The following is a 26,870-nucleotide window of genomic DNA, read 5'->3' on the forward strand; positions in this document are numbered from 1 at the left end:
CAACGCTCTTTCGCTTCCTGAAGAAGGCGTTGTCTGCCATCGCCAATCTGACCATGCTGAGTGCTGTTTGAGCGGCAGTGCCATCCAGCTATGGCGATGGAGGCCTCTCTGAGCGATCTCACCCACCACCCGTTGGGGGTGTTCGCCCTTCTGGTGGCCATCAGTGCGGCGGTTCCGCCCCTGGTTCGGAGGGTGGGTCTGCCGGATCTGGTGGGCTTGCTGCTGGCGGGGGTGTTGATCGGCCCGCATGCGCTGCAGTGGGTTGAAACGGACAGCGAAACGGTGCGGCTGCTCTCCGATCTGGGGGCCGTTTATCTGCTGTTCACGATGGGGTTGGAGATCGACCTGGAGGAGTTCAACCGTGTTAAACGCCGCTCTCTGATCTATGGCCTGCTGATCCTGGTGATCGGTGTGGCAACCGGCGTCAGCATCGGCTGGATGCAGGGGTTTGCTTCGGTGTCCTGCCTGCTGCTGGGTGCCCTGATGGCCACGCACACGCCACTCGGCTATCCGATCGTGCGCAGCTACGGCGCCCAGAAGGATGAATCGGTGGTGGTGAGTGTGGGCAGCACGATCTTCACCGACATCGTCGCCCTGCTGCTGCTGGCGGTGGGTCTGGGCCTGGGCAAAGGCGATCTCAGTGGTTTTGGCATCACCTGGTTGCTGCTCAAGATCACCCTGTTCGCCGTGGTTGTGGTGGTGGGAATCCGCTGGCTGGGCAAGCGGCTGGTGATGCGCGGCATCAACGACGAGAACCGCATGGTGCTGGCGGTGCTGGTGGCCCTGTTTCTGGCGTCGTTGGGAGCGGAACTGGCGGGGGTGGAAAAGATCGTGGGCGCCTTCCTGGCGGGGCTGGCAGTGAATTCGGTGCTGCCGGAAGGGCGGGTGAAGGAGCAGGTGATCTTTGTGGGGGGTGTGTTGTTCATCCCGATCTTCTTCATTGATCTCGGCCTGCTGCTGGATGTGGGCAGCCTCGTCCGCAGCCTTTCGAAGTTTCAGTTCACCGCCTTGATGCTGGCGGGGGCGATCGGCGGCAAGGGTCTGGCGTCCTGGATCAGTGGAGCGTTGTTCGGCTACCGGCGGCCGCAGATCCTGATGATGTGGTCGCTCACGATGCCGAAGGTGGCCGCAACGCTGGCCACGGCCTTCATCGGCTTTCAGGCGGGGTTGCTCAACCAGATGGTGCTCAATGCCGTGCTGGCGGTGATGGTGGTGACGGCCACTCTGGGGCCGATCCTCACGGAACGCTCGGTCACCCGGCTTACGGAGTCGCAGCAGGGGATGGTGCCGGTGAGCTTCGGGGAGGAACAGGGACAGATCGATGGCATCAGCGAGGTGGTGCAGAGGCCGCTGCGCATCGTGGTGCCGGTTGCCAATCCAGGAAATGAACAGGGGTTGTTGAACATCGCCTCCCGTTTGGTTCGAGGATCAGCGGGGGGAGAAGGCCTGCTGCTGCCGCTGGCGATGGTGAACCCGAGCCTGGAGGAGGTGCGCGGCGGCCTGAATCGGGCGGTGGCTTCAGCCCGCAGCCGCCTCAGCCAGGCCGAGCAAATCGGCCATGCCCTGCAGGTGCCCACCCGCACGTTGTTGCGACTGGATGAGGACATCGCCGGTGGCATGAGCCGCACGGCACTGGAGCAGGCGGCGGACCTGCTGTTGATCGGCGCCGGGCGCCCCGATCAGCTGCGGGCCTGGCTGCTGGGAGATGTGGTGGATGGGGTCTGCCGCACCGCCCATTGCCCAGTGGTGGTGGTGGATCTCGGGCGTCAGCGCGACACGGGCCTGAACCGGATCCTGGTGCCGATCAAGGATCTCTCCGCCAGTGCGCGGGAGCAGTTTGAGCTGGCCTTGCGGGTGCTCAACAGTGCCCCGCAGGATCAACGCACCCGGATCACCCTGCTGCATGTGCATGATCCGCGGTTCAGCGGTCAGGACCGTCAGTGGATGGAAGATCAGCTGATCCGTTGGCGACCGGCGGGAATTCCAGCCGAGCGGTTTCACATGGTGATCGTGCGGGGGCCTGGGATCGATGGCTCGATCCACCGGCTCAGCCGGGAACATGATCTGGTGATCCTGCGCACGCAGCGCCGGCGGGTGGCGGGACTGCCGATTCCCGGCAGTGATCGCACCAGCAAATTGATCAGCCAGTTGCCTTGCGCGGCGATGGTGATCAGCGATCCGTTGGTTTAGCCGTGCTTAGGTGAGCCATGGCATCGCCATCCCCTGGTCAGCCTCCCCGGGATCGTGCGGTTTGGATCGCTGCGCTTGTGGGTCTTGCCGGCGGTCTGATGCTGTCGGTGCCGCTGACCCGCAGCCTGCAGGGCGATCAAACTCCGGCAGCACTGCAGGGCGATCAAACTTCGGAAGCACTGCAGGGCGATCAAACTTCGGAAGCACTGCAGCCATTGGGCAATCCCTTTGCAAGCTGGGGAGGCTTTGGGGTTCAGGAAGTGGTGGTGCTTGGCCGTGATGCCGCCGGCAGCAACACCGACACAATCTTCACGCTGCGGGTGGAGGGTGGCCGTACCCAGATCACCCAGATTCCTCGGGACAGTTATGTGAATGCCGACGGCTTTGGGGCGATGAAGATCAACGGTCTGCTGGCCGCTGGCGGACCGGAGGCGGTGGAGCGGGAACTCACGCGGCTGATGGATCGACCGATCCGCCACCACATCGTGGTGAAACTGGATGCGATCAGCACCCTGGCTGATCTTGTGGGTGGCATTGAGGTGGATGTACCCAAGCGCCTGTATTACGTCGACCGCAGCCAGGGATTGGTGATTGATCTGCAGCCTGGTAAGCAACTGCTGAAGGGCAAGGAGCTGGAGGGCTTCTTGCGCTGGCGCAATGATGGTCGCGGCGATTTCGGCCGGCTTGAGCGTCAGCAACTGGCCTTGAAGGCGTTGTTCGAGCGGATCAAGCAGCCGCAGAATCTGATCCGTTTACCGGCGTTGATTGCAGCGGCCAGCAATGAACTGCAGACCGATCTTGGGCCGGTGGAGCTGGGCGGATTGATCACGGCGATCGGCAGCACCGATCTGGACACACAGCGCCTGAAAGCGACGCCCTTCAGCCGTGGTGGTATTAGCTATCTCGATACGGAATGGCCAGCGAAAGACAGCAGCGGCGTGGAAGCCAGTGAAGCGAGCAGCCGCCGCTCTCAATTTTTGTTCTGATCAAATCAACAGATTTAACGAGCGCACCACCCGGCCGCAGAGGTCCTGCACCTTCTCCCAGCGTTCTTCGTTGACGCTGGTGGCGAGGGTGTAGAGCCGGCCGCGATCCACCACCACCGTTGCCAGTTCGTGGCGGTCGCGATCGGGAAGATGCACCGCGTATTCGAGGTCGTAGAAGGTGCGGCCATTCATCTCTCGCTCACCGGCTTCAATCAATTCGGCCGTGCGACCGCTGCCAACCGTGGCGATCACTTCCCGACGCAGGCGCTCACCCACTGCCACAGCACTGCCGAGGTCAACGAGATCGTTTTGCTCATCCACCTTGTTCACCATCAGGCTCACGGTTTCATCGCTGTGGATCAGGTCGTGAAACACAACCCGTGGTCCGTTGCTCACCTGCACCTGGGTCCAGCCCGTGGGATAGAGGAAGGCGAAGCGCCCATCAGGGCTCTGGTACGACTGCAGGCCCGCGGTTGGTCCGGCTGCACAGGCCCCCAAGACGAACACCAGGGACAGGCTGGAGAGCAGGCGGGCAAGTGAACGGAACGGCTGCATCAACCCCAGAGTGAATCGCAGCATTCTGCCTAGAGTTCGGCCCATCGGCAGCAGACTCCTGAGCGGCTTTACCAGACCGTTAGCTCGGCTGATCGATCAGTTCGAGCGTTTGCCTGGCATTGGACCACGCACAGCCCAGCGTCTGGCCCTGCATTTGCTCAATCAACCCGAGGAGCAGATACAACAGTTTGCTGATGCTCTGCTCGCCGCAAGAAGTCAGGTTGGCCAGTGCCAGCGCTGTTTTCACCTGTCCGCCGATCCCCTTTGTGAGATCTGCCGCAACCCCGAACGCAGCAATGGACTGATCTGTGTGGTGGCGGAGTCCCGCGATCTGCTGGCGATGGAACGCACCCGTGAATTTCAGGGCAGTTATCACGTTCTCGGTGGCTTGATCTCACCGATGGATGGTGTGGGCCCGGAGCTGCTCCAGATCACCTCACTGGTGAAACGGCTTGGTCCAGAAGCGATCACGGAGGTGATCCTGGCGCTCACACCAAGTGTCGAGGGAGATACCCCCAGCCTCTACCTGGCCCGGTTGATCAAGCCCTTCTGCTCCGTGAGCCGCATCGCCTATGGCTTGCCGATGGGCAGTGAACTGGAATACGCCGATGAAGTCACCCTGAGTCGTGCCCTGGAAGGGCGCAGGCCCGTCGACTGACCCCTAAACGAGAGATTGATTGAGCAGCTGCTGAGATTCATCTGAGAGCTGCCTGAGAAACCCGACAGATGACGGTGTGAAATCGCTGGGGGTGGATTCAGACTTCCAAGGGAATCCACCAGATCGATGAGCTTCGCGTTGTCTTACTCAAGCCGCAGGCCTCGTTCTGGTCGCAAACCGCGCTGGGGCTGGAAACGTCCGAAACCACGGCCAAAGCAACTTTGGCTCGAGGAGCAGGCGCTTCTTGAACAGGCGTCTGTTGCACAGGCCCTGCCGCTTGAAATCGATGCGGTGATTCCTGCTGTTGAAGAGCTGGCTGCAGAAGTTGATGTGGTTGTTGAAGATGTTGAGGCGTTGATTCCGGATGTAGGGGAAATAGTTCCCGATGTTTCTGAGCTCATTCCGGATGTTTCTGAACTGATTCCCGATGTTGGTGAATTGATCCCGGATTTTGATGAGGGTCTTCCAGACATAGAAGAAGGTCTTCCAGACGTTGAAGAAGGGTTTCCAGACGTCGTCGATGAGCTTCCGGATGTTGATGAGGGTCTCCCAGACGTTGCTGACGAGATTCCCGATGTTGGCGATCTGATCCCGGATGTTGGTGAACTGATTCCCGATGTTGGCGATCTGATCCCGGATGTTGGTGAACTGATTCCGGATGTTGGTGAGCTGATCCCTGAACCGATTGAGGAGCCCAGTCATCCTTTGGCTGAGGGATCCACGCTGGTGGTGCAGTGGAACGAACTGGCCTTGCAGGCCATCCGGGAGGACAAACCGGTTCCGACGGTGATCACGCGCTCGCTGCATCTGGCCCACGCCGCGATGTACGACGCCTGGGCAGCCTTTGATGATGCAGCCGCTGGTGCCTACTTCAACCCCCGCCAGACGCGACGCCTGGGGCGGCGCACTCCCGAGAGGATGAAGCTGGAAAGGGCCATCAGCATGGCTGCCCACAGCACCCTGTCTGAGCTGTTCCCCAATCACCGCGACAGCTTTGATCAACTGCTCGGTGAGCTTGGTCTTGATGATCCCCAGCACCCGGCAGCCCGTCTGGGGGCTCGCGTCAGCCGTGCTGTCCTGCATTCCCGCGCTAATGACGGTGCGAACGCTTCAGGTGGCTACGCCGACACCAGCGGCTACCAAGCCAAGAATGCTCCGGACGCTGAGGATCTCGATCCCAACTACTGGACGCCGCTGAAGGTTCCGAATGGCAGCGCCGTCGACGACAACGGCACTCCAATCGCTACCGACGATCCGTCCAGCTACGACGTGCAGGCCCCATTGACTCCCCACTGGGGCGGTGTGACGCCCTTTGCGATTGACAGCGGTGAAGCCTTCCGGCCCGTGGCTCCTCCCAAGTTTGGCGATTTCACGCCCTACACCGACGCCAATGGTGTGGTGAGCACGAACGATGCCGCCTATCGCCAGCAGTTCACGGAAGTGGCTGAGCTGAGTGCTGCGCTCACGCCGGAGCAGAAGGTGATTGCCGAGTACTGGGCCGATGGACCCAACAGCAGCACACCGCCGGGGCACTGGAATGAATTCGCCCACGACATCGCCTTGCGGGAAGAGCACGATCTCGAGCAGGACGTCAAGCTGTTTTTTGCTCTCAACAACGCCCTCTTCGATACGGGGATTGCGGTCTGGGATGCCAAGTACAGTCACGATTTCGTGCGTCCGCAGACGGCGATCCGCTACCTCTTCGAAGACGAGGAGATCGAGGCCTGGGGCGGTCCCAACCAGGGCACTCAATCCATCCCCGGCAACAGCTGGCAGCCCTATCAGGACGTCACCTTTGTGACGCCTGCTTTCCCGGAATACACCTCCGGGCATTCCGGTTTTTCCTTCGCGGCAGCCACGGTGCTGGAGGCCTTCACTGGCAGCGATGTGTTGTACGACGGTGTCAGCACCGGCGTTCAAGATTTCGATGGCGATGGTGAGCCCGATCTGATCGGCCGCTACACCACCGATGCGCTTGCCTTTGAGGAGTACGACGGCGACCCGATCACCCTGCAGTGGGGCACGGTTTGGGATGCTGCCGCCGAGGCCGGCCGCTCCAGGCTGTATGGCGGCATTCATATTCAGGATGGCGACCTGCGGGCCCGTGAGATGGGGCAGCAGGTGGCATCTCAGGTGTGGAGCGAAACCCAGGAGTTGTTCACGGCAGAGGAGGGATCAGCGTTGCCTAGCCCGCGTCGTCCGAGGCGTCCACGCCGCAACCTACGCCCCAATCGCCATCGTCAAGCTCAGCCTGCTGCAGAGCTGGATCAAGCCATACCCGTTGAACCTTTGGGGCCAGAGATTGCTGCTGAATTTGATGCACCGAATGATCCCATTCTTGACGCTTCAGATGAGCTTTTTGCGGCAGATTCTGCCGTCATACTTTGATTTAGCGTCGTTCCTACATTTGTCGGTACCTCGTGGCACCCCCGTCAATCGGAGGATGTGCTGAACGAAGGAGGCTGTGAGTCTTGTGGGGCCCGACGGTTCATGTCCGTCGTTACCCCAGTTACTCCCATGACGACATTTTCCGATCTGCTGTCTGAGTCCATCGATTCACAATCGGGCTCAGCTGCTGTCAGTGAGGTTCTTCCATCCGTCAGTGAGGTCCTTCCATCTCTCAGTGACATGCCAAAGGTGGTCGACACAATTCCATCAACCATCGAAGACATCGCTGAAGTGATCAGTGAGGTCACTGACGATGTTGCTGAAGTTGATGCTGATGATCTCGCTGAAACGGTTGCTGAAATTGAACAATCAGTCGCCTCTGATCTCACCTCTGTCGGTGACAGCATCACCCTGTCCCAGGTCCAGGATCTGTTCGAAACCTATTTCGGCTCGATCACTGAGATGCTCTCGGGGACAGAGGATATCGCTGAATCCACTCCCAGTGAACTGATCGCCACCACGCTCTCCGACGAGGGCGAGAGCGAGCTTGATGATTCTTTCGCTGGTTTCAGTTATGAGCCGCGCCGCGGTGGTGGTCGCGGTCGGGGTCGGAGTCGCGGGGGCCGTGGCGGTCGCCGTGGATCTGGTGGAGGTTGCAATCGATCAGGTGATAGCGAAACCGCAGACATGTCGTCGCTAACGATGAATCCTGAGATCGAAATCACCAGTGATGTTTCTGAATCTTTGATTGATCAGAGCATGATTGATGGCGGTTCTTTCGATGATGGCAGCATCGAAACGCCCGACACATTTGAGGTGAGTCGCGCTGATGTTTCATTCGAGAATCTGATCAGCGGAGCCCGTCGTCGTGGACGTGAGGCTGTCAATGGCACCGGTGATGATGATCTGATTGGTGCTGGACGCGGTCGCGATCGATTGTCCGGACGTGCTGGAGCTGACAACTTCCTGTTCGATGAAGCGGATGGTGGCTGTGGTCGGCGTCAGGCGGATGTGATCAGCGACTTCGACAGCGAGCAAGGCGATCGCATCCTGCTAGACAGCGCTGCCTTTGAAGGGGATGGCGTCGTCAGTGTTGCTGAGAGCCGCCGCGACTTCCAACAGCTCCGTAACAGTGGCGATTGCGATTTCATCTACTACCAGCCCCGGGGAGGCCTCTACTACAACGAGAATGGAGAGGAGAGCGGCTTCGGTGAAGGAGGCCTGCTTGCCGCGATCAAAGGTGCTCCGGAACTCACCGCCGAGCAGATCGCCCTGGTCTGAAACCCGTTGTTCGAACGAACCCGCGCTGTTGAGAAATCGGCGTGGGTTTGTTTGTGTTGAAGCAAGCCAGTGAAGCAAGCCAGTGAAGCGAAAAAGTGGATCTAAACAGTGGAGCGAAACACTGGTACCAATGAACCTGCAAATCCTTATCGGGTGCAGTATCTGAGCCGGCCCTTCATCGTCTCGTGAAGCAGCTCCCCTTCATCTGACGGTAATTCAATGCTTCCCCGTCAATCGGAGGATGTGTAGCTGAGACTTTGCTGTGAGTCTAGTGAAGCCAGGTGGTGGTTTACACGCCGCATCTTCTACTCATCTCATGCCTTCTTTCTTTGATCTGCTATCACAAAGCAGCTATGAAAAAGCAGAGTCCAGCAGCACAACAGACATCACGATCGAGCAGCAGAACATTGTTGAATCAATCTCCAACGAATTGATCGCCGAAGGTCTGCCCACTGATATTGCCGGTGATGTTTTGGCGATGGTCGGAGGATTTGGTTTTCAGCCGATGCGTGGACGTGCTGGTCGCGGACTTAGTGGTCGCGGACGCGGTGGACGGGGCCGCGGTCATGGTGGACGCGGTTATGGCGGTGGGGGGTATGGCTATTCAGAGCCTGATTCCGTGTTCGAGGAGGTTGATGTTACTGATGAAGTCGTTGACGAGTTTGACCCTGTTGTTGAAGAGTTCGAGGTTGTTGATGCTCTGGATGATGAGGGCGACGTCTTGGACACAACAGATGAGATCGCAGAAGCAGTTAGCGATTATGCCGGTGATGAATTTGAACTTGATCCCGATGATGTCGCTGAGGTGTTCAATGACATCGATCAGGAAGCTGTTTCTGATATCACCTCCGGCTCCAACTCGTTGACGCTGTCCCAGGTGCAGCAGCTCTTTGAAATGTATTTCAATACAATTATCAATAGCGAGACAACGAACACGACGAATACTTATATTGACAATACTGATAACAGCGTCAATACGATCAACGTTGACAATAGCGTCAACAATACAATTGACAACTCAAATAATAGCGTTAATGATTCCTACAATTCTGTCATCGATAATAGTGTCAACAACGTCAACACGTTTGAGGTGAATCGCACGGTGGTCTCGTTTGAGAATGTGATCAGCGGTGAACGTTCCCGTGGGCGCGAGTCGGTGCGCGGGACGCGGGACGATGATCTGATTGCGGCCGGTTCAGGCCGTGATCGTCTGTCTGGTCGTGGTGGTGCTGACGACTTTCTGTTTGATCAGGCAGATGGTGGATGTGGTCGACGTCATGCCGATGTGATTCGCGACTTTGATGCTGATCAGGGTGATCGAATCCTGCTCGATAGTGTTGCCTTTGAGGGTGATGGTGTTGTCAGTGTTGCGGACAGCCGTCGTGAGTTTCAGCAACTCCGTAACAGAGGTGATTGCGACTTCATTTACTACCAGCCCAAGGGGGGGCTCTATTACAACGAGAATGGTGATGGTCGTGGTTTCGGTGAGGGCGGACTTCTGGCCGCACTGAAAGGTTCTCCAGAGCTCAGCGCAGAACAAATCGCCCTGGTCTGAAGCTTCGATTCAGTCGCTCACACGACGTGGCTCGATCAAACCCACGCCGGACGTAAGCCGGTGTGGGTTTTTGCTTAACAGGGTCGTGTTTCTTTCGGGATGAGGGATCCCTGAGCCGCGAACTCAGAGTTCTCTCAGGGAATCCTCCAGAAGTCCTTCAGTGCTGCTGCTGCAACCGCGAGAAGGTACGGGAGGGAGAGATCCCCTCAATTACCACCACCACAATCGTGACTCCGCTGACGAACCGTGAAAACGACGTGCTTCGTTTGATCTGCGATGGTCTTTCGAATCGTGAAATCGGCTTGTCCCTTCACATCGCTGAAACCACCGCCCGCGATCACGTTCATTCGGTTATTCGCAAGATGAATGCCCGGAACCGCACAGCCTGCGCTGTGGAGGGCATTCGCAGGCAGCTGGTGAGCTGATCGGCTGTTGCTCTGATCGGCTGTTGCGCTGACGTGTCGCAAAACCGAAGTTTTTGTATCGAAAGACACATCCGCTGGCGTTATGGCCAATGATGGCCAAGCCGGCGGCATCGCTCCGGGCGGGTACACCCTCCCAGGCTGCCGGCACTCACTAACCGCTGCTCCGTTGATCAGAATCGGAGCAGGAAGCGGCGTGAACCATGAGCAAATACAGCGCCATCGCTCCAGCGGAGCGTCTGCCGGAATGGTTGAGACGTCCGATCGGTAAGGCTTCAGACCTTGAGGCGGTTCAGGCCCAGGTGAAGCAGAACCGTTTGCACACGATCTGCGAAGAGGGCCGCTGCCCGAATCGCGGTGAGTGTTATGCCGCGGGCACGGCGACCTTCCTGTTGGGCGGCTCGATTTGCACCCGTAGCTGTGCCTTCTGCCAAGTGGAGAAGGGTAGGGCTCCGATGCCGCTGGATCAAGCAGAGGCTGAGCGGGTTGCTGATGCCGTGGCGTCGCTCGGTCTGCGTTATGTGGTGCTCACCGCCGTTGCCCGCGATGACCTGGCGGATCATGGCGCTGCGCTGTTCACCTCCACGATGGCGTCCATTCGCCAGCGCAATCCGCTGATTGGCATCGAGGTGCTCACGCCGGACTTCTGGGGTGGATTCGCCGATGAGCAACGAGCGGTGCGGGCACAACGAGAGCGTTTGTCAACGGTGCTGTCAGCTCAGCCCGCCTGCTTCAACCACAACCTGGAAACCGTCCAGCGTCTTCAGGGTGAGGTGCGCCGTGGGGCGACGTATCAACGATCTCTGGGCTTGCTTGCTTCCGCCAGGGAGCTGGCGCCCTCGATTCCAACCAAGTCTGGCTTGATGCTTGGGCTTGGGGAAACCCACGAGGAAGTGATTGCGGCGATGCGGGATCTGCGTGCGGCTGATTGCCAACGCCTCACCCTGGGTCAGTACCTGCGCCCATCACTGGCTCACATCCCAGTAGCCCGCTACTGGACGCCAGAGGAGTTTGATGCCCTGGCTGTGGTTGCCAGGGAACTTGGTTTCGCTCAGGTGCGCAGTGGTCCGCTGGTGCGCAGCAGCTATCACGCAGCCGATTGACGCCAGCGCCGCTGGCTGATCGTTTGCACCCTGGCGCAATCACCTGTCATCAGCATCCCGGCCCCGCCCCAGACCAGGCGCAGCGGCAAATCCCAAAGCGCTGCATCCACCGAGCGGACAGCTTCAAAACCAAAACAGCGGAAGTAGCGCAGCAGGCGTTGGTGTTGCCGTTCGTCATCACGGATGGCCAGCAGCCGGGCCATCCGGCAGGGCGTCATTTCCAGCGTCCAGGCCATCGTGGCGCTCCAGATCAGATCCCCAACACCAGCAGGCGCTGATGGCATCACCCGCATCGTGTCGAGCTGCAAGCCAGAGGCAGCTGGATAGGCCCAGGCCTTCATGTTCCCTAGCCAGCGGAGGCTTCCGTTCTGAGATTGCTGAGCAACCACCAGGTGCAGGCTCCACAACCCCAAGGGCCGGCCAACTTTGAGGCGCAACAGCAGGCCTGCATCACGAGCCTGCCGTTCCAGTTCATCGAGGCGAGGACCGGCGGCACATGCGGATGTCATGCGATTCCGTCAAGGCAGAGGTCAAAGCCAAATCGCGGTTGGGCGATTTCTCCAGCAGCTGTTTCAGCTGTTGGGTCGACCACCCTGTTTTCGTTGAATCCTGACGAGACTGCGAAGGACGCGAGACCATCATCCTCAAGCGGCAAACCAGTCATAGGGCCTCCACAGAGTTGTGCAACCCCTGAACTGGCCCAGGACATCTTGCCTTTCTCAGGCTGCTTCTTGCACGTAGCGGTTTGCGGCGGAAACGGCCTGCAACGGCAGGGCTCCATAGAGATGCGGAAAAAGTTCGCCGCTGGGTGAAGCGTCCGCACGTAACGGTGCTGCAACATCGGCAGTGTTGATCTCAAGCAAAAGCACCTCTCCAGCATCGGTGTAGAAGCGCCGATGGGTGTCTGCCACCTGATGTTCCCAAGAGCAGTGGATGTAGCCCACCTGCTCAAGATGCATGCCTCGGGTGGAGATGCAGTAGCTGCCATTGGCTTGTGCCGCCTGCCAATCGCTGGCGATGGCCAGATGAAACAGCGGTTGGTCGAGGGGCACGGGGATGGCGTCTGCCGGGAAGACGGGTTGATGGCCCCCTGGGCACCAGGGATCGGCCCGTTGCATCAAGCGTTCAAAGTCTGGGCTGTTCAGGAAGTGTTGGAGCCAATGTTTGAGAGGCGCTAAGGATGCATCGCCATCAAAACCATCCGGATCAGCGATGCGCCACTGACGCACGAAGGGCCAAAGGGCGCTATCGGCGATGCCTATCTGAGGCCCTGTTAACCAGCCATGAGCAGCGATGCGATCGCTCCAGGAGCGCAGGATGCAACGTCCAGCCTGCTCATGGCTCTCTTTGGTCTCACCCGGGTAGCGATCGGTGTATTTGAAGCGATCGAGATGATGCTTGAAGGCAGCATCGTTCTCTGCGATCAAGGCGTTGTTCGCGTCGTTCTGAACCAGATGGCGGGGGTTGGCCTGGGCAAGTGCCCACTGCATCAGCTCCAGGCTTTCGTCCATCACGGTGCCATCCTCCAGCACCAGAACAGGAACCGTGCCTTTCGGAGAGGTATCCAGCATCTCCTGAGGTTTGGCTCTCAGGGCAATTTCGCGCCAGTGCACCAAAAGCCCTGCCTGCAACAGAGCCCAACGGGCCCGCATCGCATATGGGCAGCGGCGAAAGCTGTAAAGGATCGGCAGCACGAGCTAGGCGTTTAGGGCGGTATGGGTTAATCCTGGCTCTGCTCAACCGCTTGCTGCTATGCGCGCACTTGTCCCGTTAGGACTGCTGGCCTGGATGGTGGCACTCTTCGTGGTCCATCAATCGATTCACGCGGGCGGTTGCCAGACAGAAGCCAGCTGGGCGTCTCAGAACGATGAGATCTACGACCGCGAATTGAAGGTGGACTAGTGGCGAAGAAGCGCATCTCCTTCCGTGATCCGATCTGGTTGATTCCGATGGTGATCGTTGCGCTGGGCTGCACGGTGCAGACGCTGCACGTGTTTCAGCACAGCGCCTATTGCAAGTCAGATGCGGAATGGACTGAGATCTATGAACAACGGGCTGAAGAAAACCTCGATGAAGACGACTCCTGATCAGGCGTAGGGCTTGGAGGAGTGGTGCACCACAATCCTCAGCACGCCGTCATCACCTTTCTGGTAGGTCCAGGTTTTGTCGACGTAGCCGACATTTCCCTTCTCGTCCTCGGTGTACATCCAGCCCATCGAGGTGGCGGTGTCGCCATCGATACGGATCACGGCGTTCTCAGTCCAGGCATCTGCCCAGGGGGATCGCTTCCCTTTTTTATTAGGGACATTGCCGATCGCGTAGCCAAGATCGTCGTAGTCGTCATTGCCGCCTACAAAGTAGGAAATGGCGCCCTCACGGTCTGTGCGGAAGGTGGTGTCTCCATAGGCCCAGGTGGGCTTGAAGGCCACCCCACCACTGTCGTAGCCGTAGGCCCCATCGATTACCGCTCCGGCGAGTTCCTCAGCAGCATCAAACCCTTCGTTTTTGTTGGTCTGACTAATGGCGACCAAGGCATCGGTCCAGGCGTCCTGAGCAGCCAGCACTTCCTTTTTCGTGATCAGGTTGTCAACGTCGAAGTTCCTGGCGTCGACATCGAAGTTTTTAACACTCTTGGGTGAGTCGATGGATTCGTAGGGCTTGGAGGAGTGGTGCAGAACGATGCGCACATTGCCGAAATCGTCCTTCTGGAAACCCCAGGTTTTATCCACGTAACCAACTGAGCCGTCTTCCGCTTCGGTGTACAGCAGCCCCTGAACGATGGCTGTGTTGCCATCCAATCGCCTCACGGAGGGATCAAACCATGAATCCTCCCAGGGGCTTCTTTCGCCGGTGACGGGATCCGGAGCACTGCCGATCGCGAAGCCGAGATCGTCGTAGTCGTCATTGCCGCCGACGAAATAAGAGATCGCTCCTTCGCGATCGGTGCGGAAGGTGGTGTCTCCACTGGCCCAGGTGGGCTTGAACGCAACGACACCGAGCTGGTAGCCATAGGCGCCGTCGATCACCGCTCCGGCTAACTCTTCTGCCGCATCAAAGCCTTTGTTTTTGTAGGTCTGGCTGATATCAACCAAGGCTTGCGTCCAGCCGTTGAAAGCCTGGCGGACTTCTTTCTTGGTGATGAGATTCTGGTACGGGAGGAAGTTCGTCTCCAGCACTGATTCCTTAGCGGAGCGTTTCAGGCTTGTAGAGATGGGATCCGCGCAGTCGACGATTGCTGCTTGGGAAGAATCTGTTGATAACACTCAAAGCTAATGAAATCAAGTCTAATGTTGCAACGACGACCATTCAGGAAAGTATTAAAAGATACTTTTACTGGAGATTTGTGCTCGGCGTCCGTTGCTTTAGGGCACAGGCGTGGCTCTGATCTTTTGAATATCATTGGCAATCGCACTAGCTATTTTTTGACTGTGCAATTAGCGCTGCTTTTTTTGCTAGCAGAAGTTTATGGTCATTTCAATTATTGAAATTAACGGGGAGTCTCGCCGCTGTTTCAAAATAAACATCAAATTTTCGTCTGTTTTTCAATGCATTGAATCAAGCCTTTGAGAGGTCCGTTACTCCATGCTTGGACGATCTGCACCAGCTGATCTTTTGGAGAGCTGTTGCTCCATTTGCTGTTGCCGCATTGCAAACCGCTCCCGATCGGCATCGCTGAAGCGATCGACGCAATGCACACACTGCACACCTTTGATGGTGCTCGGATGTTCACGCTGCTCCGGCGACAGCGGCAATCCGCAGGCGTGGCAGAGGCTGTGTTCACCAGGTTCCAGTTTGTGGTTTAAGGCCACTCTCTGATCGAACACGAAACATTCCCCTCGCCAGCGGCTGTCGGTCTCCGGCACCGTCTCCAAGTACTTGAGAACGCCGCCGCGCAGATGGTGCACCTCCCCGAAACCGTTGTCTTGGAGATAGCTGCTGGCCTTTTCGCAACGGATGCCGCCGGTGCAGAACATGGCGATGCGTTTGGGGGCTTTTTCTTGCATCACCTCTCGCAGCATGGTGTCGGCCCAGTGGGGAAAGTCCCGAAAGCTCTCGGTGTTTGGATCGATGGCCCCGTCAAAGGTCCCGATGGCGGTTTCGTAGCTGTTGCGCGTGTCGATCACCAACGTGTCGGGATCATCCACCAGTGCGTTCCAGTCCATTGCGTCCACATAGATGCCCGTGCTGGTGCGTGGGTCAACGCTCTCCACCCCCATGGTCACAATTTCCTTTTTGCGCCGGGCCTTGAAGCGCCGGAAAACCTGCTTGTTGGCCCAACTGCGCTTCACCTCCAGCTCTTCAACCTGCCTGTTGGCTGGGTTCAGCGTCTCCTGAATCCGTGCCAGAACTTGTTCCACAGCGGCTTTGGGGCCGCTGATCGTGCCGTTCACGCCCTCTTTGGCGATCAACACCGAGCCAACCACCTCGCCCTCATGCGCCAGGGTTGGTAACTCGGCCAACAAGCTTTCCCGTTGGTCGTCGTTCAGTGGACGAAAGGCATAGAAGGCCGCCACCAAGATCTTGTTCGCGTGGCTTTCTCGCGCTGTGGTGCTCATTGGGCGTGGCTGATCACAGCAATGGCCGCTGCAGGTTTGTAGAACATGGTCTTGTTACCAGTGCTCTGGCGATGTTGCGGCTTCTGTATTTCGGCAGCGTCGTCCTTACAGCGTTCTGGTTGCTGCGTCTCCTGTATCGCCGGTTCCTGGCCATGCGTCAGGTGAATGTGATCGTCGAAACGCCCGAACGTGCGGCGAGTATCAAAGCGCTTGAGAGGGCCTGGTCTGTGGAAGACATGCCAGATCCAGAACAACCGAGCGATTCCACGCCCTAGCTCAGCTCTTAATTCAGTGTTTGGCATTCCTGCCAGTTGGCCTGTAGCCCCGCATCCCTTAGCAGCTGTCGGTCCGCTTCTACATCGGGATTGCCGGTGGTGAGCAGGGTGTCGCCATAAAAGATCGAATCCGCACCAGCCTGCAGACAGAGAATCTGCGCCTCGCGGTTCATCGATTCACGGCCGGCACTGAGCCGTACGCGGGCGTGGGGCATCAGGATCCTGGCGGTGGCCACCATCCGCACCAACTCCAGCGGCTCGAAGGGCACCCGTCCTTCAAGCGGGGTGCCTTCCACCGCCACTAACCCGTTCACCGGCACGCTTTCCGGGTGGGGATCCATCCCCGCCAGCACCTGCAGCATCGAGGCGCGATCCCTCAGGGTCTCCCCCATGCCGATGATGCCGCCGCAACAGAGGGTGACGCCGGCCTGGCGCACCCGTTGCAACGTCTCCAGGCGTTCCTGGTAAGTGCGGGTGCTGATGATCCGGTCGTAGTGCTCCGGGCTGGTATCGAGGTTGTGGTTGTAGGCCGTGAGCCCTGCTTCTGCGAGCCGTTGAGCCTGCTGATCGCTCAGCATTCCAGCCGTGACGCAGGCCTCCATGCCCATGGCGCGCACACCGCGCACCATCTCCAACATCGCTTCAAAGGGAGCGCCATCACGGATCTCGCGCCAGGCCCAACCCATGCAGAAACGATCAGCACCGGCGTTCTTGGCCGCCTTGGCGCGCTGCAGCACGGGCTCCACCTGCATCTGGGCTTCAAAAGCCGATACATCGCTGCTGTTGTGGATCGACTGGGAGCAATAGGCGCAGTCCTCCTCACAGCCGCCGGTCTTCACGCTCAGCAGCGAGGCCAGCTGCACCCGATAGCCGGGGTTGGCAGTGCGGTGCACGGTCTGGGCCTGCCAGAGCAACTCCATCAAGGGCAGTTCGAGCAGCCCCTGGATCTCCTCAATGCTCCAGTCGTGGCGGATGGTGAGGCTCATGATGCGATTGGATCCAGTCCTCCAAAGCGGCGCTGGCGGCTCTGGTAATCGAGCAAGGCCCGCTTCAGGGCATCGGCGTTGAAATCGGGCCAGAACACATCGGTGACGTGGATTTCCGCGTAGGCCAGCTGCCACAGCAGAAAATTGCTGATCCGGTGCTCACCGCTGGTGCGGATCAGCAGATCCGGGTCCTGCTCGCCGCGGGTGAACAGCTCGGCGGCAAGGCTGTTTTCATCGATGCTCTGGGGATCCAGCTCCCCCGTGGCCGCCCGCATCGCCAGGCGTTGTGCCGCCCGCACCAGCTCGCGGCGCCCGCCGTAATTGGTGCACACATTGAAGTGGATGCCGTTGTTCCCGGCGGTGCGCTCCATGGCATTGCCGATCAGATCCTGCAATTTCTGCGGCAGGTCTTCGAGGTCGCCAAGAAACCGGATCCGCACCTGCTCCGCTTCCAGGGACTGCAGCTCCTTCTGCAGCACCCTCTCGAACAAGGTCATCAGAAAATTCACCTCTTCACCGGGACGGGCCCAGTTCTCCGTCGAGAAGGCGTAGGCGGTGAGGGCCTCGATTCCCCAGTCGTTGCAGAGCCTCAGGGTGGATTTCAGCGCCTCCACGCCAGCCCCGTGACCCATCACTCGCGGCAGCCCGCGTGCTTCGGCCCAGCGGCCGTTGCCGTCCATGATCACCGCCACGTGGGCTGGCAGCCGCAACGGATCGAGCTCCGGCGGACAGGCGGAACGCGGTTCGGTGTCGGTGCTGGTGGCCGGGGTTCGGCTCAAGACAGCGTTTCGGACGGAGAGCTGCCCACGCTACGTCGCCCTGGTGGCGACGGTTCGGCCTGCAGGAACAACTCCTTCAGCAGTTCCTGCAGGCGGCTGCTGGTGATCGGCCGCTCAAGTCGGCCCTGATTGGCCAGAGACAGGGTTCCGGTTTCCTCGGACACCACAATGCTGATGCAGCGGTCAAAGCGTTCGGTAATGCCGAGGGCGGCCAGATGGCGGGTGCCGTAACGGCTGACGCTGTGGCGGGACAGGGGCAGGATCACGCCGGCCGCTTCGATGCGGTTACCGCGTACCAGCACAGCACCGTCGTGCAGTGGTGTGTCAACGGCAAAGAGGTTGAGCAGAAGTTCCCGACTCAGCTGGGCATCGATCGAGACGCCTGGATTGAGAAAATCCTCCGGCCGCAGATCGCTACCGAGATCCACCACGATCAAGGCGCCACGACGCATCTGTGAGAGCCGACCAGCCGCGTCGGTGATCTGGGCCACCGTGCCTGCGGCGGCGCGGAACTCGTTCTGAGGGTTTCCCAGCAACACCGCCAGTCTGCCGGTGCCGAGCAGTTCCATCAGGCGACGCAGTTCCCCCTGCCACAGGATGGCGAGGGACAGGGAACAGGCCATCACCAGTGCATCCACCAGCTTGCTGGTGAGGGGCAGGTTGGCGAAGCGCTGCACGAACCATGCCATCGCCACCAGGAACAGGTAGCCCCTCAGCAGCCAAAGGGTTCGGGCTTCGTTGACCCTGGAGAACAACAGGAAGCCGATCGCGGAGGCAAACAGAACGTCGAGAACCAGGCGCGGGTCGATGCCCGCCAGCACGTTCACTCCGTCGGCTTCACCGCTGGTTTCAACGTACCGTCTGGAAGCGCTCTGGCAAAACGTCGTAGCGCAGCAGATCATCCGGCTGTTCTCGCTTCTGCACGAGTTCGGAATGGCCGTCCTGCACCAGCACCGCCGCTGGCCTTGGGATGCGGTTGTAGTTGGAGCTCATCGAGGCGTTGTAAGCACCGGTGGCGAACACCACCACCACATCTCCGCTGCGGCTGCTGGGCATTGGCAGATCCTTCAGCAACACGTCACCCGATTCGCAGTGTTTGCCAACGAGATTCACCGTTTCGTCGTTGCTCGCCAAGGGGCGATCAGCCAGGCGCGCCGTGTACAGCGATTGATAGGTGATCGGTCGCGGGTTGTCGCTCATGCCGCCGTCAATGGCGACATAGGTGCGCACGCCTGGGATGGTTTTGCGAGATCCCACTGAATACAGGGTGACGCCGGCGGTGGCCACCAGCGAGCGACCCGGTTCGCACATCAGTCTTGGCAGCTCCAGGCCCCGCTCGCGGCAGGCCGCTGTGACGGCGTCGGCCACCACCTTCACCCACTGATCAATCGTCGGCGGATCATCCGATTCCACGTAGCGAATGCCGAGGCCGCCGCCGACATTGAGATCGTTAACAGGGTGGCCGAGGTTTCGGGCCAGCTGCAGTGCATCGGCCATCACGGCTGCGAGGTCGCGGTGGGGCTCCAGTTCAAAAATCTGTGAACCGATGTGGGCATGCAGGCCGGTCACCCTGGCCCATGGTTGATTGACCAACTGTTTCAGCACCGGCTCCAGCTGATCGGGGTCGAAACCGAACTTGCTGTCCAGGTGGCCGGTGCGGATGTATTCGTGTGTGTGGCATTCAATGCCGGGCGTGAAACGCAGCATCAGCCGCGCCGGATCCGCATCTGCCGGGATCAGTTCCCCAAGGCGATCCAGGTCGTGATGGTTGTCGACAACGATCGTGACGTTGTTCCTGTATGCGAGCAGCAGCTCCTCATCGGATTTGTTGTTGCCGTGCAACACCATCCGATCTCCGGGCATGCCGCCCTGGAGGGCCGTGAGCAGCTCACAGGCCGACACCGCATCAAGACCGAACTGCTCCGAGGCCACCAGGCTGCTCATCAGCAGGGAACTGTTCGCCTTTGAGGCGTAGATCGGCAGTGACGGCCCGGCGTAATGGCGTTCCAACGCATCGCGGTAGGCGCGACAGGCGGCCCGCAGGGTTTCCTCATCCAGTACATACAGAGGAGTTCCGTAGCGCTGGGCCAGCTCGCTGAGGCGGCACCCGCCCACCACCAGGCGATCCTGATCGTCCAGCGTTGTGGTGAGCGGCGCCAGGTTGCGATTGGGGCTGACGGGATCCTGGCCGGACTCGAACGGCCTCTGGCTCGTGATGGTCTGGGTCAAGACGGACCGGCGGTAGTGGTGCAATCTAAGAATCCTGCTGCTGCGTGCCTGCCCTCGGTCGTGAACGGCTCAAGCTTGCGGTTGCTGTGTCTTGATTCGTCCTGGTTGGCGGCCTGCTTGGCCCTGGACCGGCGCGCCCTGGATGGTTTCTGGAGCGAAGCCCAATGGCAGCGGGAGCTGGCGGAACCAAACCGGATCTGTCTTGGTTTGGTGAACGAAGCTGAGCTGCGAGGCTTCGTCTGCGGCTGGCTGGTGGTTGATGAGTTGCAGATCACGGCTCTGGCCGTGGATCCAGACCATCGACAGATCGGTTGTGGAGGACGGTTGCTGCGGGCGTTGCTGACGCGTGCTCAGCAGCAGGGGGCGCGTCGAGCCACCCTGGAGGTGGCAGCGGACAACGCAGCTGCTCGCGCTTTGTACGCCGCAGAAGGATTCAAGACCGCTGGCTGCCGCAGCCGTTACTACAGCGACGGTCGCGATGCCCTGATCCAATGGTTGGAGTTGCCGCCTGGAACAGGGCGGTGTGATTGATCAGGGGTTCGGTTTTCCCTCTACCGTCAATAGAAATCACGTCACATTTTGGCGCGCTCGTTGTTAATTACTGGCCGTTCCAGCCCAGATGGAGACTGGAAAGTGACCGAACCAACCGAACAGTCGCGCGAGGCGCTAACCCCTGATAGCTTGGTGCCACTCCACATCGGCCTAAACGATGTTTGAACGGTTTACCGAGAAGGCCATCAAGGTGATCATGCTTGCCCAGGAAGAGGCACGGCGTCTTGGTCACAACTTCGTGGGAACTGAGCAAATCCTGCTCGGATTGATCGGTGAAGGCACAGGTGTTGCCGCCAAGGTTCTCAAGTCCATGGGAGTGAACCTCAAGGACGCCCGGGTTGAGGTTGAGAAGATTATTGGTCGAGGCTCTGGCTTCGTAGCGGTTGAGATTCCGTTCACACCGCGAGCCAAACGGGTCCTTGAGCTGTCCCTTGAGGAGGCTCGTCAGCTTGGTCATAACTACATCGGTACAGAGCACCTTTTGCTTGGCCTGATCCGCGAAGGCGAAGGTGTGGCAGCCCGTGTGCTCGAAAACCTCGGTGTCGATCTAGCCAAAGTGCGCACCCAGGTGATCCGCATGCTGGGAGAAACAGCGGAGGTCACCGCTGGGGGCGGTGGCGGTGGTGCCAAGGGTTCCACCAAAACCCCCACGCTTGATGAATTCGGCAGCAATCTCACCCAGATGGCCAGTGAGGCCAAGCTGGACCCCGTGGTGGGGCGTCATAACGAGATTGATCGAGTCATCCAGATCCTCGGTCGCCGCACCAAGAACAATCCAGTTCTGATCGGTGAGCCTGGTGTGGGCAAAACAGCCATCGCCGAGGGGCTCGCTCAGCGGATTCAACAGGGTGAAATTCCGGACATCCTTGAAGACAAACGGGTTCTCACCCTCGACATCGGACTGCTTGTTGCAGGCACCAAATACCGGGGTGAATTTGAGGAGCGCCTCAAAAAGATCATGGAGGAGATCAAGTCGGCCGGGAACGTGATCCTGGTGATCGACGAAGTTCACACCCTGATCGGAGCCGGCGCAGCCGAAGGTGCCATCGATGCCGCCAACATCCTCAAGCCGGCCCTGGCCCGAGGCGAGCTTCAGTGCATCGGTGCCACAACTCTCGATGAATATCGAAAGCACATCGAGCGGGATGCGGCTCTGGAACGTCGCTTCCAGCCAGTGACTGTCGGCGAGCCCTCCATCGATGACACGATCGAAATCCTCAAGGGATTGCGGGAGCGCTACGAGCAGCATCACCGACTCAAAATCACTGACGACGCCTTGGTTGCAGCCGCCACCCTTGGCGATCGCTACATTTCCGACCGCTTCCTGCCCGACAAAGCCATCGATTTGATCGATGAAGCCGGCTCCCGGGTGCGCCTGCTCAATTCCAAGCTGCCTCCGGCTGCCAAGGAGGTGGACAAGGAACTGCGGGCGGTACAGAAGCAGAAGGAAACTGCTGTTCGCGATCAGGATTTCACGAAGGCCGGTGAACTCCGCGAGAAGGAGGTTGAGCTGCGTGAGCAGATCCGGACTCTGCTGCAGAACAGCCGTAGCCAGACCCCGCTCGAGACAATCACCGAAGAACCGGCTGCGGAAGCAGAGCCGGCGTCAACTGAGGCGACCCCGGCAGTCCTGGCCGATGGCGGTGAGTCCACGCCATTGGTGAACGAGGAAGACATCGCCCAGATCGTCGCCTCCTGGACGGGAGTGCCGGTCCAGAAGCTCACTGAAAGCGAATCGGTGAAGCTGCTGAACATGGAGGAGACCCTGCACCAACGGCTGATTGGTCAAGACGAAGCAGTGAAGGCAGTCTCCAAGGCCCTGCGCCGTGCCCGCGTTGGCCTTAAGAACCCCAATCGCCCGATCGCCAGCTTCATTTTCTCCGGCCCCACCGGTGTCGGTAAGACCGAACTCACCAAAGCGTTGGCGGCTTATTTCTTCGGCAGCGAAGAGGCGATGATCCGCCTCGACATGTCGGAATTTATGGAGCGCCACACGGTCAGCAAGTTGATCGGTTCGCCTCCGGGCTACGTGGGCTTCAACGAGGGTGGTCAGCTCACCGAAGCCGTTCGCCGTCGTCCCTACACCGTGGTGCTGTTCGACGAGATCGAGAAAGCGCATCCCGATGTGTTCAACCTGCTGCTGCAGCTTCTTGAGGACGGACGCCTCACCGATTCCAAAGGCCGCACGGTCGATTTCAAGAACACCCTGGTGATCATGACCTCGAACATCGGTTCGAAGGTGATCGAGAAAGGCGGTGGTGGCCTTGGTTTCGAATTCTCTGGAGAAAGTCCCGAAGATTCTCAGTACACCCGCATTCGCTCGCTGGTGAATGAGGAGCTCAAGCAGTATTTCCGTCCTGAGTTCCTCAACCGTCTCGACGAAATCATCGTGTTCCGTCAGCTCAGCCGCGATGAGGTGAAGGAGATCGCTGAGATCATGCTCAAGGAGGTGTTCGGTCGCATGGGCGACAAGGGCATCACCCTGACGGTGTCCAGTGCCTTCAAGGAGCGTCTGGTCGAGGAGGGGTACAACCCCGCCTACGGAGCTCGTCCTCTGCGTCGGGCCGTGATGCGTCTCCTTGAGGATTCCCTGGCAGAGGAGGTTCTCTCCGGTCGCGTCAAAGATGGCGATCACGCCGAAGTGGATGTAGACGAGAACAAGAAGGTTGTCGTGCGCCACAAAGGTCGTGCGGAGGCCACTCCCCAGCTCGCAGGCGCCAGCGTCTGATGTCCGCACCCATCTCTGCCCACGCCATCGCGCCTGCCGCGGTGCTGAGGGGAGAGGGTGCCTGGGTGCAGGCTCTGCCACAGATCGCTTCTCTCAGTCAGGTACCCCTTTTGCTCGGCCGCAGCAGTCAAACAGAACTGTTTCGCAGACAGCTGTTTGAAGACCTCCAGCGCGCTGGCCTCTCACCCCGTTCAGCCCAGCTCCACTCCGATTGCTGTGAAGAGGACCTTCAACGGTTGGTTCTCGATATGTCGGACAGCCCTGAACGTCCCTGTGATGCGGTGATTGCCGCCGGTGGTGGCAAGGTGCTCGACGCGGGGAAGCTGCTGGCCAACCGCCTCAATCTTCCCTGCATCACGGTTCCCCTCAGCGCTGCCACCTGCGCTGGCTGGACCGCACTGGCCAATCTCTATTCCCCGGATGGTGCCTTTCAGCGGGATGTGGCACTGCCGCGCTGTCCCGATCTTCTGGTGTTCGATCACGCCCTGGTACGACAGGCTCCCCCTCACACGCTGGCCAGTGGCATCGCCGATGCCCTTGCCAAGTGGTATGAGGCTGCGGTGAGCAGTGCCAGCAGTGAGGACGGGCTGGTGCAGCAAGCCGTGCAGATGGCCCGGGTGCTGCGGGATCAGCTCCTGATCGACAGCGTTGAGGCAATGCGCGATCCCTCGGGAGATTCCTGGGTTCGTGTTGCAGAAGCCTGCGCTCTCACCGCCGGCGTGATGGGTGGCCTTGGCGGAGCCCGTTGTCGCACGGTGGCAGCCCATGCCGTGCACAACGGTCTCACCCAGCTTGCGGCGGCCCGTGCCGTGCTCCATGGCGAGAAAGTGGGCTTTGGAATTCTTGTTCAGCTTCGGCTCGAGGATCGTCTTGGTGACAACCGCCTCGCGGCTCAGGCCCATCGCCAGCTGCTGCCTCTGCTTCAACAGCTGGGACTTCCGGTGAGCCTGGCGGATCTCGGTCTGGCGGAGGCCAGCCTCAGCGATCTCCAGTCGGTTTGCGACTTTGCCTGCCGCGAGGGCTCTGATCTGCACCATTTGCCCTTTTCCGTCTCACCTGGAGCTCTGCTCGAGGCGTTGGTGGGGGCGGCTGAACCGATCCCCGTTCACTCTTGAACACTCTGCTGGATCAGCTCAACCCTGAGCTGCTGGATCCCCAGGCACGGGCTCTGGTGGATGGCGTGCAGTGGTGGGATCTACCGGGCCTGGGGAGCGATGACCCCTTCCCTGTCGCCGTGCTCGGGGAGGGCCCGCCAGTGTTGTTGTTGCACGGTTTCGACAGCAGCTTTCTGGAATTCCGTCGCATTGCGCCCTTGCTGGCACCGCACGTGCAGCTGTTCATCCCCGATCTCTTCGGCTTCGGTTTCACGCCTCGTCCAAAGGGCGTTGTTTATGGGCCCGAATCGGTGTTGCGCCATCTTGATGCCCTGTTGTCGCGCTTGACGGCTGATCAATCGCGCCCCGATCAAACCGCTGCGGATCAAACCGTTGCAGTGATCGGTGCCTCGATGGGCGGTGCGGTGGCGGTGGAACTGGCCAGGCGCCATCCCGCACGCATTGGTTCGCTGTTGCTCCTGGCTCCCGCCGGTCTCAGCGGTCGCCCGATGCCGTTACCGCCCCTGCTTGATCGCCTTGGCGTCTGGTTTCTGTCCAGGCCAGGGGTGCGCAGGGGGTTGTGCAAGCAGGCATTCGCCGATCCAGCGGCGTCCGTCGGTCCGCCAGAAGAGCAGATCGCTTCGCTTCACTTGCAGGTTCCCGGCTGGGCTGACGCCCTGGCCGCCTTCGCCCGCAGCGGCGGTTTTGCCGGTTGTGGGTCACCGCTGCCGAGTCAGCCCCTGCATGTGATCTGGGGGGCTGAGGATCGTATTCTGCGGCCGCCGTTGAAACAGGCTGTGTTGGATCTCCTGGAGGCGCCGGTGGAGACCTTCGAAGCTTGTGGGCACCTGCCGCATCTCGATCATCCGCAGCGGGTGGTTGATCGTGCACTCACCCTGCTGACTTCATGAGTGTGCTCCCCTCGCCTCGCAGTGGGCCAGTGCTGCAGCTGATCGCCAGTGGACTGAAGCTGTGGATTCGCAGTTCCTGCGAGAGCATCGGCGATCTGCAGCTGGAGCTGCAGGGCTCAGGCCTTGGCTTGCTGCAGGGCAAGCTGGAGGGTGTCAAGCTCACTGCCCGTGAGGTGCGCTTCCGCGGCCTGCCATTGCAACTCGCGGACCTGCGCAGTGGACCGATCCAGGTGCATCTCACCCCTGGGGGTGTTGTGCTTCAGCAGTTTTTTGATGTTCAAGGTGAAGTCACGATCACTGGTCGTGGTCTCAATGAGGCGTTGCTCTCGGAACCTTGGCGCTGGCTCGGAGACTGGTTGGCTGAGCAGCTGATGGGACTGACGCCCCTTGGTGGTTTGCTGATTGACAACGACCAGATGGAGCTCAGGGTCCCAGTGGTTGCCCACAAGGATCCGGCACGACGTCGGTTCCGACTGCGTGCTGCTCAGGGCACCGTGGCGATCCAGCCCATCGATGACGACCACACCACCTTGTTGCCGATGGACGAAGGAATCCAGATCGAGCAGGCAGAGCTGCAGGCAGGAATCCTGCATCTGAATGGGCGTGCCCGCGTCACCCCTTAGGCAGCAGCGGCAGGGCCAGGGTGATTGCGTAATAAATCACAGCGGGGGTGAACAGGTAGCTGTCGATGCGATCCAGGATGCCGCCATGGCCAGGCAGCACATCCCCGGAATCCTTCAGGCCGGCATCGCGTTTCATCATCGATTCGGTGAGATCCCCCACCAGGCTGATCAAGGCCACCAGTGCTCCCAGCAGCAAACCCGGTAGCCCCGCCAGGGGCCAGCCCAGCAGTCGCCCGCTGATCAGCCCGACTGCCATGGCGCAGGCAAAACCACCGATGGCTCCCTCCACCGTTTTCCCAGGCGAGATCGATGAGAGCGGGCGGCGTCCGCAGCACATCCCGAATGCCCAGGAGCCGATGTCGCTGGCGACGATCATCAGACAGGCCGAGAGGGTGATCGCCAGGCCGCTGCTCAGCCAACCCCAAGTGTCCGGCAGCGACGCCAGGCTCGGGGCCAGTTGCGGTGCATTCAGGTTGCGTAGTTGCAACCAGTGGCTCGGCAGAAACCCCAGATAAAACATGCCAAAGATTGACGCGGCGATGTCCGCAATCGACCCGGTGACCGGCTGCAGCAGCAACCAGGCGCAGATGGCCGCCCCCGACAGGGGGAGAACCGCCTGAGGAATCACGTCAGGCAGTCCTCCCTGGACGGTCCACTGGGTGCTGAGCAGCAAAAGCTGACAGGCCACCAGGGTGGTTTTGGTGGCAGGTCGCATGCCCTTGAACTGGGCCATGCGGAAGAACTCCAGAAGGCCGAGGTGCACGATCACCCCAACGGCGAGCGTGAACCACCAGCCCCCCAGGCCCACCACAACGAGGCCGAAACCACCCGCTGCTGCGCCACTGATTAAGCGTTTGCGGAGAGAGCCGGTTCTTGGTGTGAGGTTCGGTGTTGCTGCGGTGACCTCGCTGATCAAAAGTTTCCTTTGGGAGGTGCTGAAAGACCCTTGGTGGTGCAGCGTACCAATGGCGTCACGTCAGCTCGCCGATCCTGCTTCTT

The 26,870-nt window shown here is 59.9% G+C and carries 26 protein-coding genes; 16 read left to right on the forward strand and 10 right to left on the reverse strand.

Translation table 11 applies throughout. From position 1 onward, the window contains the following. Positions 1–90 precede the first annotated feature (90 nt). Positions 91–2,190 (forward strand): cation:proton antiporter, encoded by a 2,100-nt coding sequence (locus SYN9616_RS0103040; RefSeq protein WP_028951810.1) that lies wholly within the window; start codon positions 91–93, stop codon positions 2,188–2,190. A gap of 17 nt (positions 2,191–2,207) precedes the next feature. Then, positions 2,208–3,176: an LCP family protein gene (locus SYN9616_RS0103045; protein ID WP_028951811.1), complete on the forward strand. Its 969-nt coding sequence runs from the start codon at positions 2,208–2,210 to the stop codon at positions 3,174–3,176. Here SYN9616_RS0103045 and psbP read toward each other — a convergent pair whose 3' ends face one another. Further along, entirely contained in the window at positions 3,177–3,731 is a 555-nt protein-coding gene (gene psbP / locus SYN9616_RS0103050) for a photosystem II reaction center PsbP (protein ID WP_369791916.1), read from the reverse strand. Between the two features lie 58 nt (positions 3,732–3,789). On the opposite strand from psbP, the gene recR reads away from it, so the two are divergent. From recR to lipA, 6 genes are all read left to right on the forward strand, one after another. Continuing rightward, positions 3,790–4,389, forward strand: coding sequence for a recombination mediator RecR (gene recR, locus SYN9616_RS0103055; protein ID WP_198015202.1), 600 nt, complete (start codon positions 3,790–3,792; stop codon positions 4,387–4,389). 126 nt (positions 4,390–4,515) lie between these two features. Then, the gene (locus SYN9616_RS16050) at positions 4,516–6,777 is read left to right on the forward strand and encodes a vanadium-dependent haloperoxidase (RefSeq protein WP_051410924.1); all 2,262 of its coding nucleotides are present in this window, start codon (positions 4,516–4,518) and stop codon (positions 6,775–6,777) included. Between the two features lie 129 nt (positions 6,778–6,906). Then, positions 6,907–8,058 carry a calcium-binding protein gene (locus SYN9616_RS0103065; protein ID WP_028951814.1) on the forward strand — a complete coding sequence of 384 codons (1,152 nt, stop codon included), beginning with the start codon at positions 6,907–6,909 and terminating at the stop codon, positions 8,056–8,058. Between the two features lie 316 nt (positions 8,059–8,374). Further along, complete coding sequence (locus SYN9616_RS0103070; RefSeq protein WP_028951815.1) at positions 8,375–9,613, forward strand: calcium-binding protein; 1,239 nt, start codon at positions 8,375–8,377, stop codon at positions 9,611–9,613. 227 nt (positions 9,614–9,840) lie between these two features. Next, positions 9,841–10,038, forward strand: a complete 198-nt coding sequence (locus SYN9616_RS0103075) for a LuxR C-terminal-related transcriptional regulator (RefSeq protein ID WP_232199954.1) — start codon at positions 9,841–9,843, stop codon at positions 10,036–10,038. 200 nt (positions 10,039–10,238) lie between these two features. Continuing rightward, positions 10,239–11,138, forward strand: a complete 900-nt coding sequence (gene lipA / locus SYN9616_RS0103080) for a lipoyl synthase (RefSeq protein ID WP_028951817.1) — start codon at positions 10,239–10,241, stop codon at positions 11,136–11,138. Here lipA and SYN9616_RS0103085 read toward each other — a convergent pair. Both SYN9616_RS0103085 and SYN9616_RS0103095 read right to left on the reverse strand, forming a co-directional pair. Next, positions 11,123–11,647, reverse strand: a complete 525-nt coding sequence (locus SYN9616_RS0103085; protein WP_028951818.1) for a hypothetical protein — start codon at positions 11,645–11,647, stop codon at positions 11,123–11,125. The genes lipA and SYN9616_RS0103085 overlap by 16 nt on opposite strands. Before the next feature lie 210 nt (positions 11,648–11,857). Next, complete coding sequence (locus tag SYN9616_RS0103095; protein ID WP_028951819.1) at positions 11,858–12,832, reverse strand: DUF952 domain-containing protein; 975 nt, start codon at positions 12,830–12,832, stop codon at positions 11,858–11,860. 58 nt (positions 12,833–12,890) lie between these two features. Here SYN9616_RS0103095 and SYN9616_RS17015 point away from each other — a divergent pair, with 58 nt between their 5' ends. After that, positions 12,891–13,040 carry a hypothetical protein gene (locus SYN9616_RS17015; RefSeq protein ID WP_156918645.1) on the forward strand — a complete coding sequence of 50 codons (150 nt, stop codon included), beginning with the start codon at positions 12,891–12,893 and terminating at the stop codon, positions 13,038–13,040. Then, a complete protein-coding gene (locus SYN9616_RS0103105; protein ID WP_028951820.1) occupies positions 13,040–13,225 on the forward strand; it encodes a hypothetical protein in 186 nt (61 codons plus the stop codon). Before SYN9616_RS17015 ends, SYN9616_RS0103105 begins: the two co-directional genes overlap by 1 nt. Here the strand turns inward: SYN9616_RS0103105 and SYN9616_RS17585 are convergent, their stop codons facing one another. Continuing rightward, positions 13,226–14,314, reverse strand: coding sequence for a hypothetical protein (locus tag SYN9616_RS17585; protein ID WP_051410925.1), 1,089 nt, complete (start codon positions 14,312–14,314; stop codon positions 13,226–13,228). It abuts the gene before it with no gap. A gap of 399 nt (positions 14,315–14,713) precedes the next feature. Beyond that, complete coding sequence (locus SYN9616_RS0103120) at positions 14,714–15,694, reverse strand: rhodanese-related sulfurtransferase (RefSeq protein WP_028951821.1); 981 nt, start codon at positions 15,692–15,694, stop codon at positions 14,714–14,716. 5 nt (positions 15,695–15,699) lie between these two features. Here SYN9616_RS0103120 and SYN9616_RS0103125 point away from each other — a divergent pair, with 5 nt between their 5' ends. Then, positions 15,700–15,969, forward strand: a complete 270-nt coding sequence (locus SYN9616_RS0103125; RefSeq protein WP_232199960.1) for a hypothetical protein — start codon at positions 15,700–15,702, stop codon at positions 15,967–15,969. 8 nt (positions 15,970–15,977) lie between these two features. Here SYN9616_RS0103125 and bioB read toward each other — a convergent pair whose 3' ends face one another. The 4 genes from bioB to lysA are packed head-to-tail and all read right to left on the reverse strand — an operon-like array spanning position 15,978 to position 19,963. Further along, on the reverse strand, positions 15,978–16,955 hold the full coding sequence (bioB, locus tag SYN9616_RS0103130; protein WP_028951823.1) for a biotin synthase BioB: 978 nt from the start codon (positions 16,953–16,955) through the stop codon (positions 15,978–15,980). Next, entirely contained in the window at positions 16,952–17,734 is a 783-nt protein-coding gene (locus SYN9616_RS0103135) for an isoprenyl transferase (protein WP_028951824.1), read from the reverse strand. The genes bioB and SYN9616_RS0103135 overlap by 4 nt, the downstream gene beginning before the upstream one ends. Further along, entirely contained in the window at positions 17,731–18,561 is an 831-nt protein-coding gene (gene cdaA, locus SYN9616_RS0103140) for a diadenylate cyclase CdaA (protein ID WP_028951825.1), read from the reverse strand. Before cdaA ends, SYN9616_RS0103135 begins: the two co-directional genes overlap by 4 nt. 22 nt (positions 18,562–18,583) lie before the next feature. Further along, positions 18,584–19,963: a diaminopimelate decarboxylase gene (lysA, locus tag SYN9616_RS0103145; RefSeq protein ID WP_028951826.1), complete on the reverse strand. Its 1,380-nt coding sequence runs from the start codon at positions 19,961–19,963 to the stop codon at positions 18,584–18,586. A 60-nt stretch (positions 19,964–20,023) separates the two neighbouring features. Here lysA and rimI point away from each other — a divergent pair, with 60 nt between their 5' ends. From rimI to SYN9616_RS0103170, 5 genes are all read left to right on the forward strand, one after another. Continuing rightward, positions 20,024–20,494, forward strand: coding sequence for a ribosomal protein S18-alanine N-acetyltransferase (gene rimI / locus SYN9616_RS0103150; RefSeq protein ID WP_071991501.1), 471 nt, complete (start codon positions 20,024–20,026; stop codon positions 20,492–20,494). A gap of 178 nt (positions 20,495–20,672) precedes the next feature. Beyond that, positions 20,673–23,243, forward strand: a complete 2,571-nt coding sequence (locus SYN9616_RS0103155; RefSeq protein ID WP_028951828.1) for an ATP-dependent Clp protease ATP-binding subunit — start codon at positions 20,673–20,675, stop codon at positions 23,241–23,243. Continuing rightward, entirely contained in the window at positions 23,243–24,358 is a 1,116-nt protein-coding gene (locus tag SYN9616_RS0103160; RefSeq protein WP_028951829.1) for an iron-containing alcohol dehydrogenase family protein, read from the forward strand. The genes SYN9616_RS0103155 and SYN9616_RS0103160 overlap by 1 nt, the downstream gene beginning before the upstream one ends. Next, on the forward strand, positions 24,355–25,248 hold the full coding sequence (locus SYN9616_RS0103165) for an alpha/beta fold hydrolase (protein WP_028951830.1): 894 nt from the start codon (positions 24,355–24,357) through the stop codon (positions 25,246–25,248). The genes SYN9616_RS0103160 and SYN9616_RS0103165 overlap by 4 nt, the downstream gene beginning before the upstream one ends. Further along, on the forward strand, positions 25,245–25,871 hold the full coding sequence (locus SYN9616_RS0103170; protein ID WP_028951831.1) for a DUF2993 domain-containing protein: 627 nt from the start codon (positions 25,245–25,247) through the stop codon (positions 25,869–25,871). Before SYN9616_RS0103165 ends, SYN9616_RS0103170 begins: the two co-directional genes overlap by 4 nt. On the opposite strand, the gene SYN9616_RS15070 is transcribed toward SYN9616_RS0103170, so the two are convergent. Beyond that, positions 25,861–26,787, reverse strand: a complete 927-nt coding sequence (locus tag SYN9616_RS15070) for a phosphatidate cytidylyltransferase (RefSeq protein WP_037990626.1) — start codon at positions 26,785–26,787, stop codon at positions 25,861–25,863. The genes SYN9616_RS0103170 and SYN9616_RS15070 overlap by 11 nt on opposite strands. Positions 26,788–26,870 lie beyond the last annotated feature (83 nt).

Source organism: Synechococcus sp. CC9616 (genome assembly GCF_000515235.1).
Lineage (GTDB): Bacteria > Cyanobacteriota > Cyanobacteriia > PCC-6307 > Cyanobiaceae > Parasynechococcus.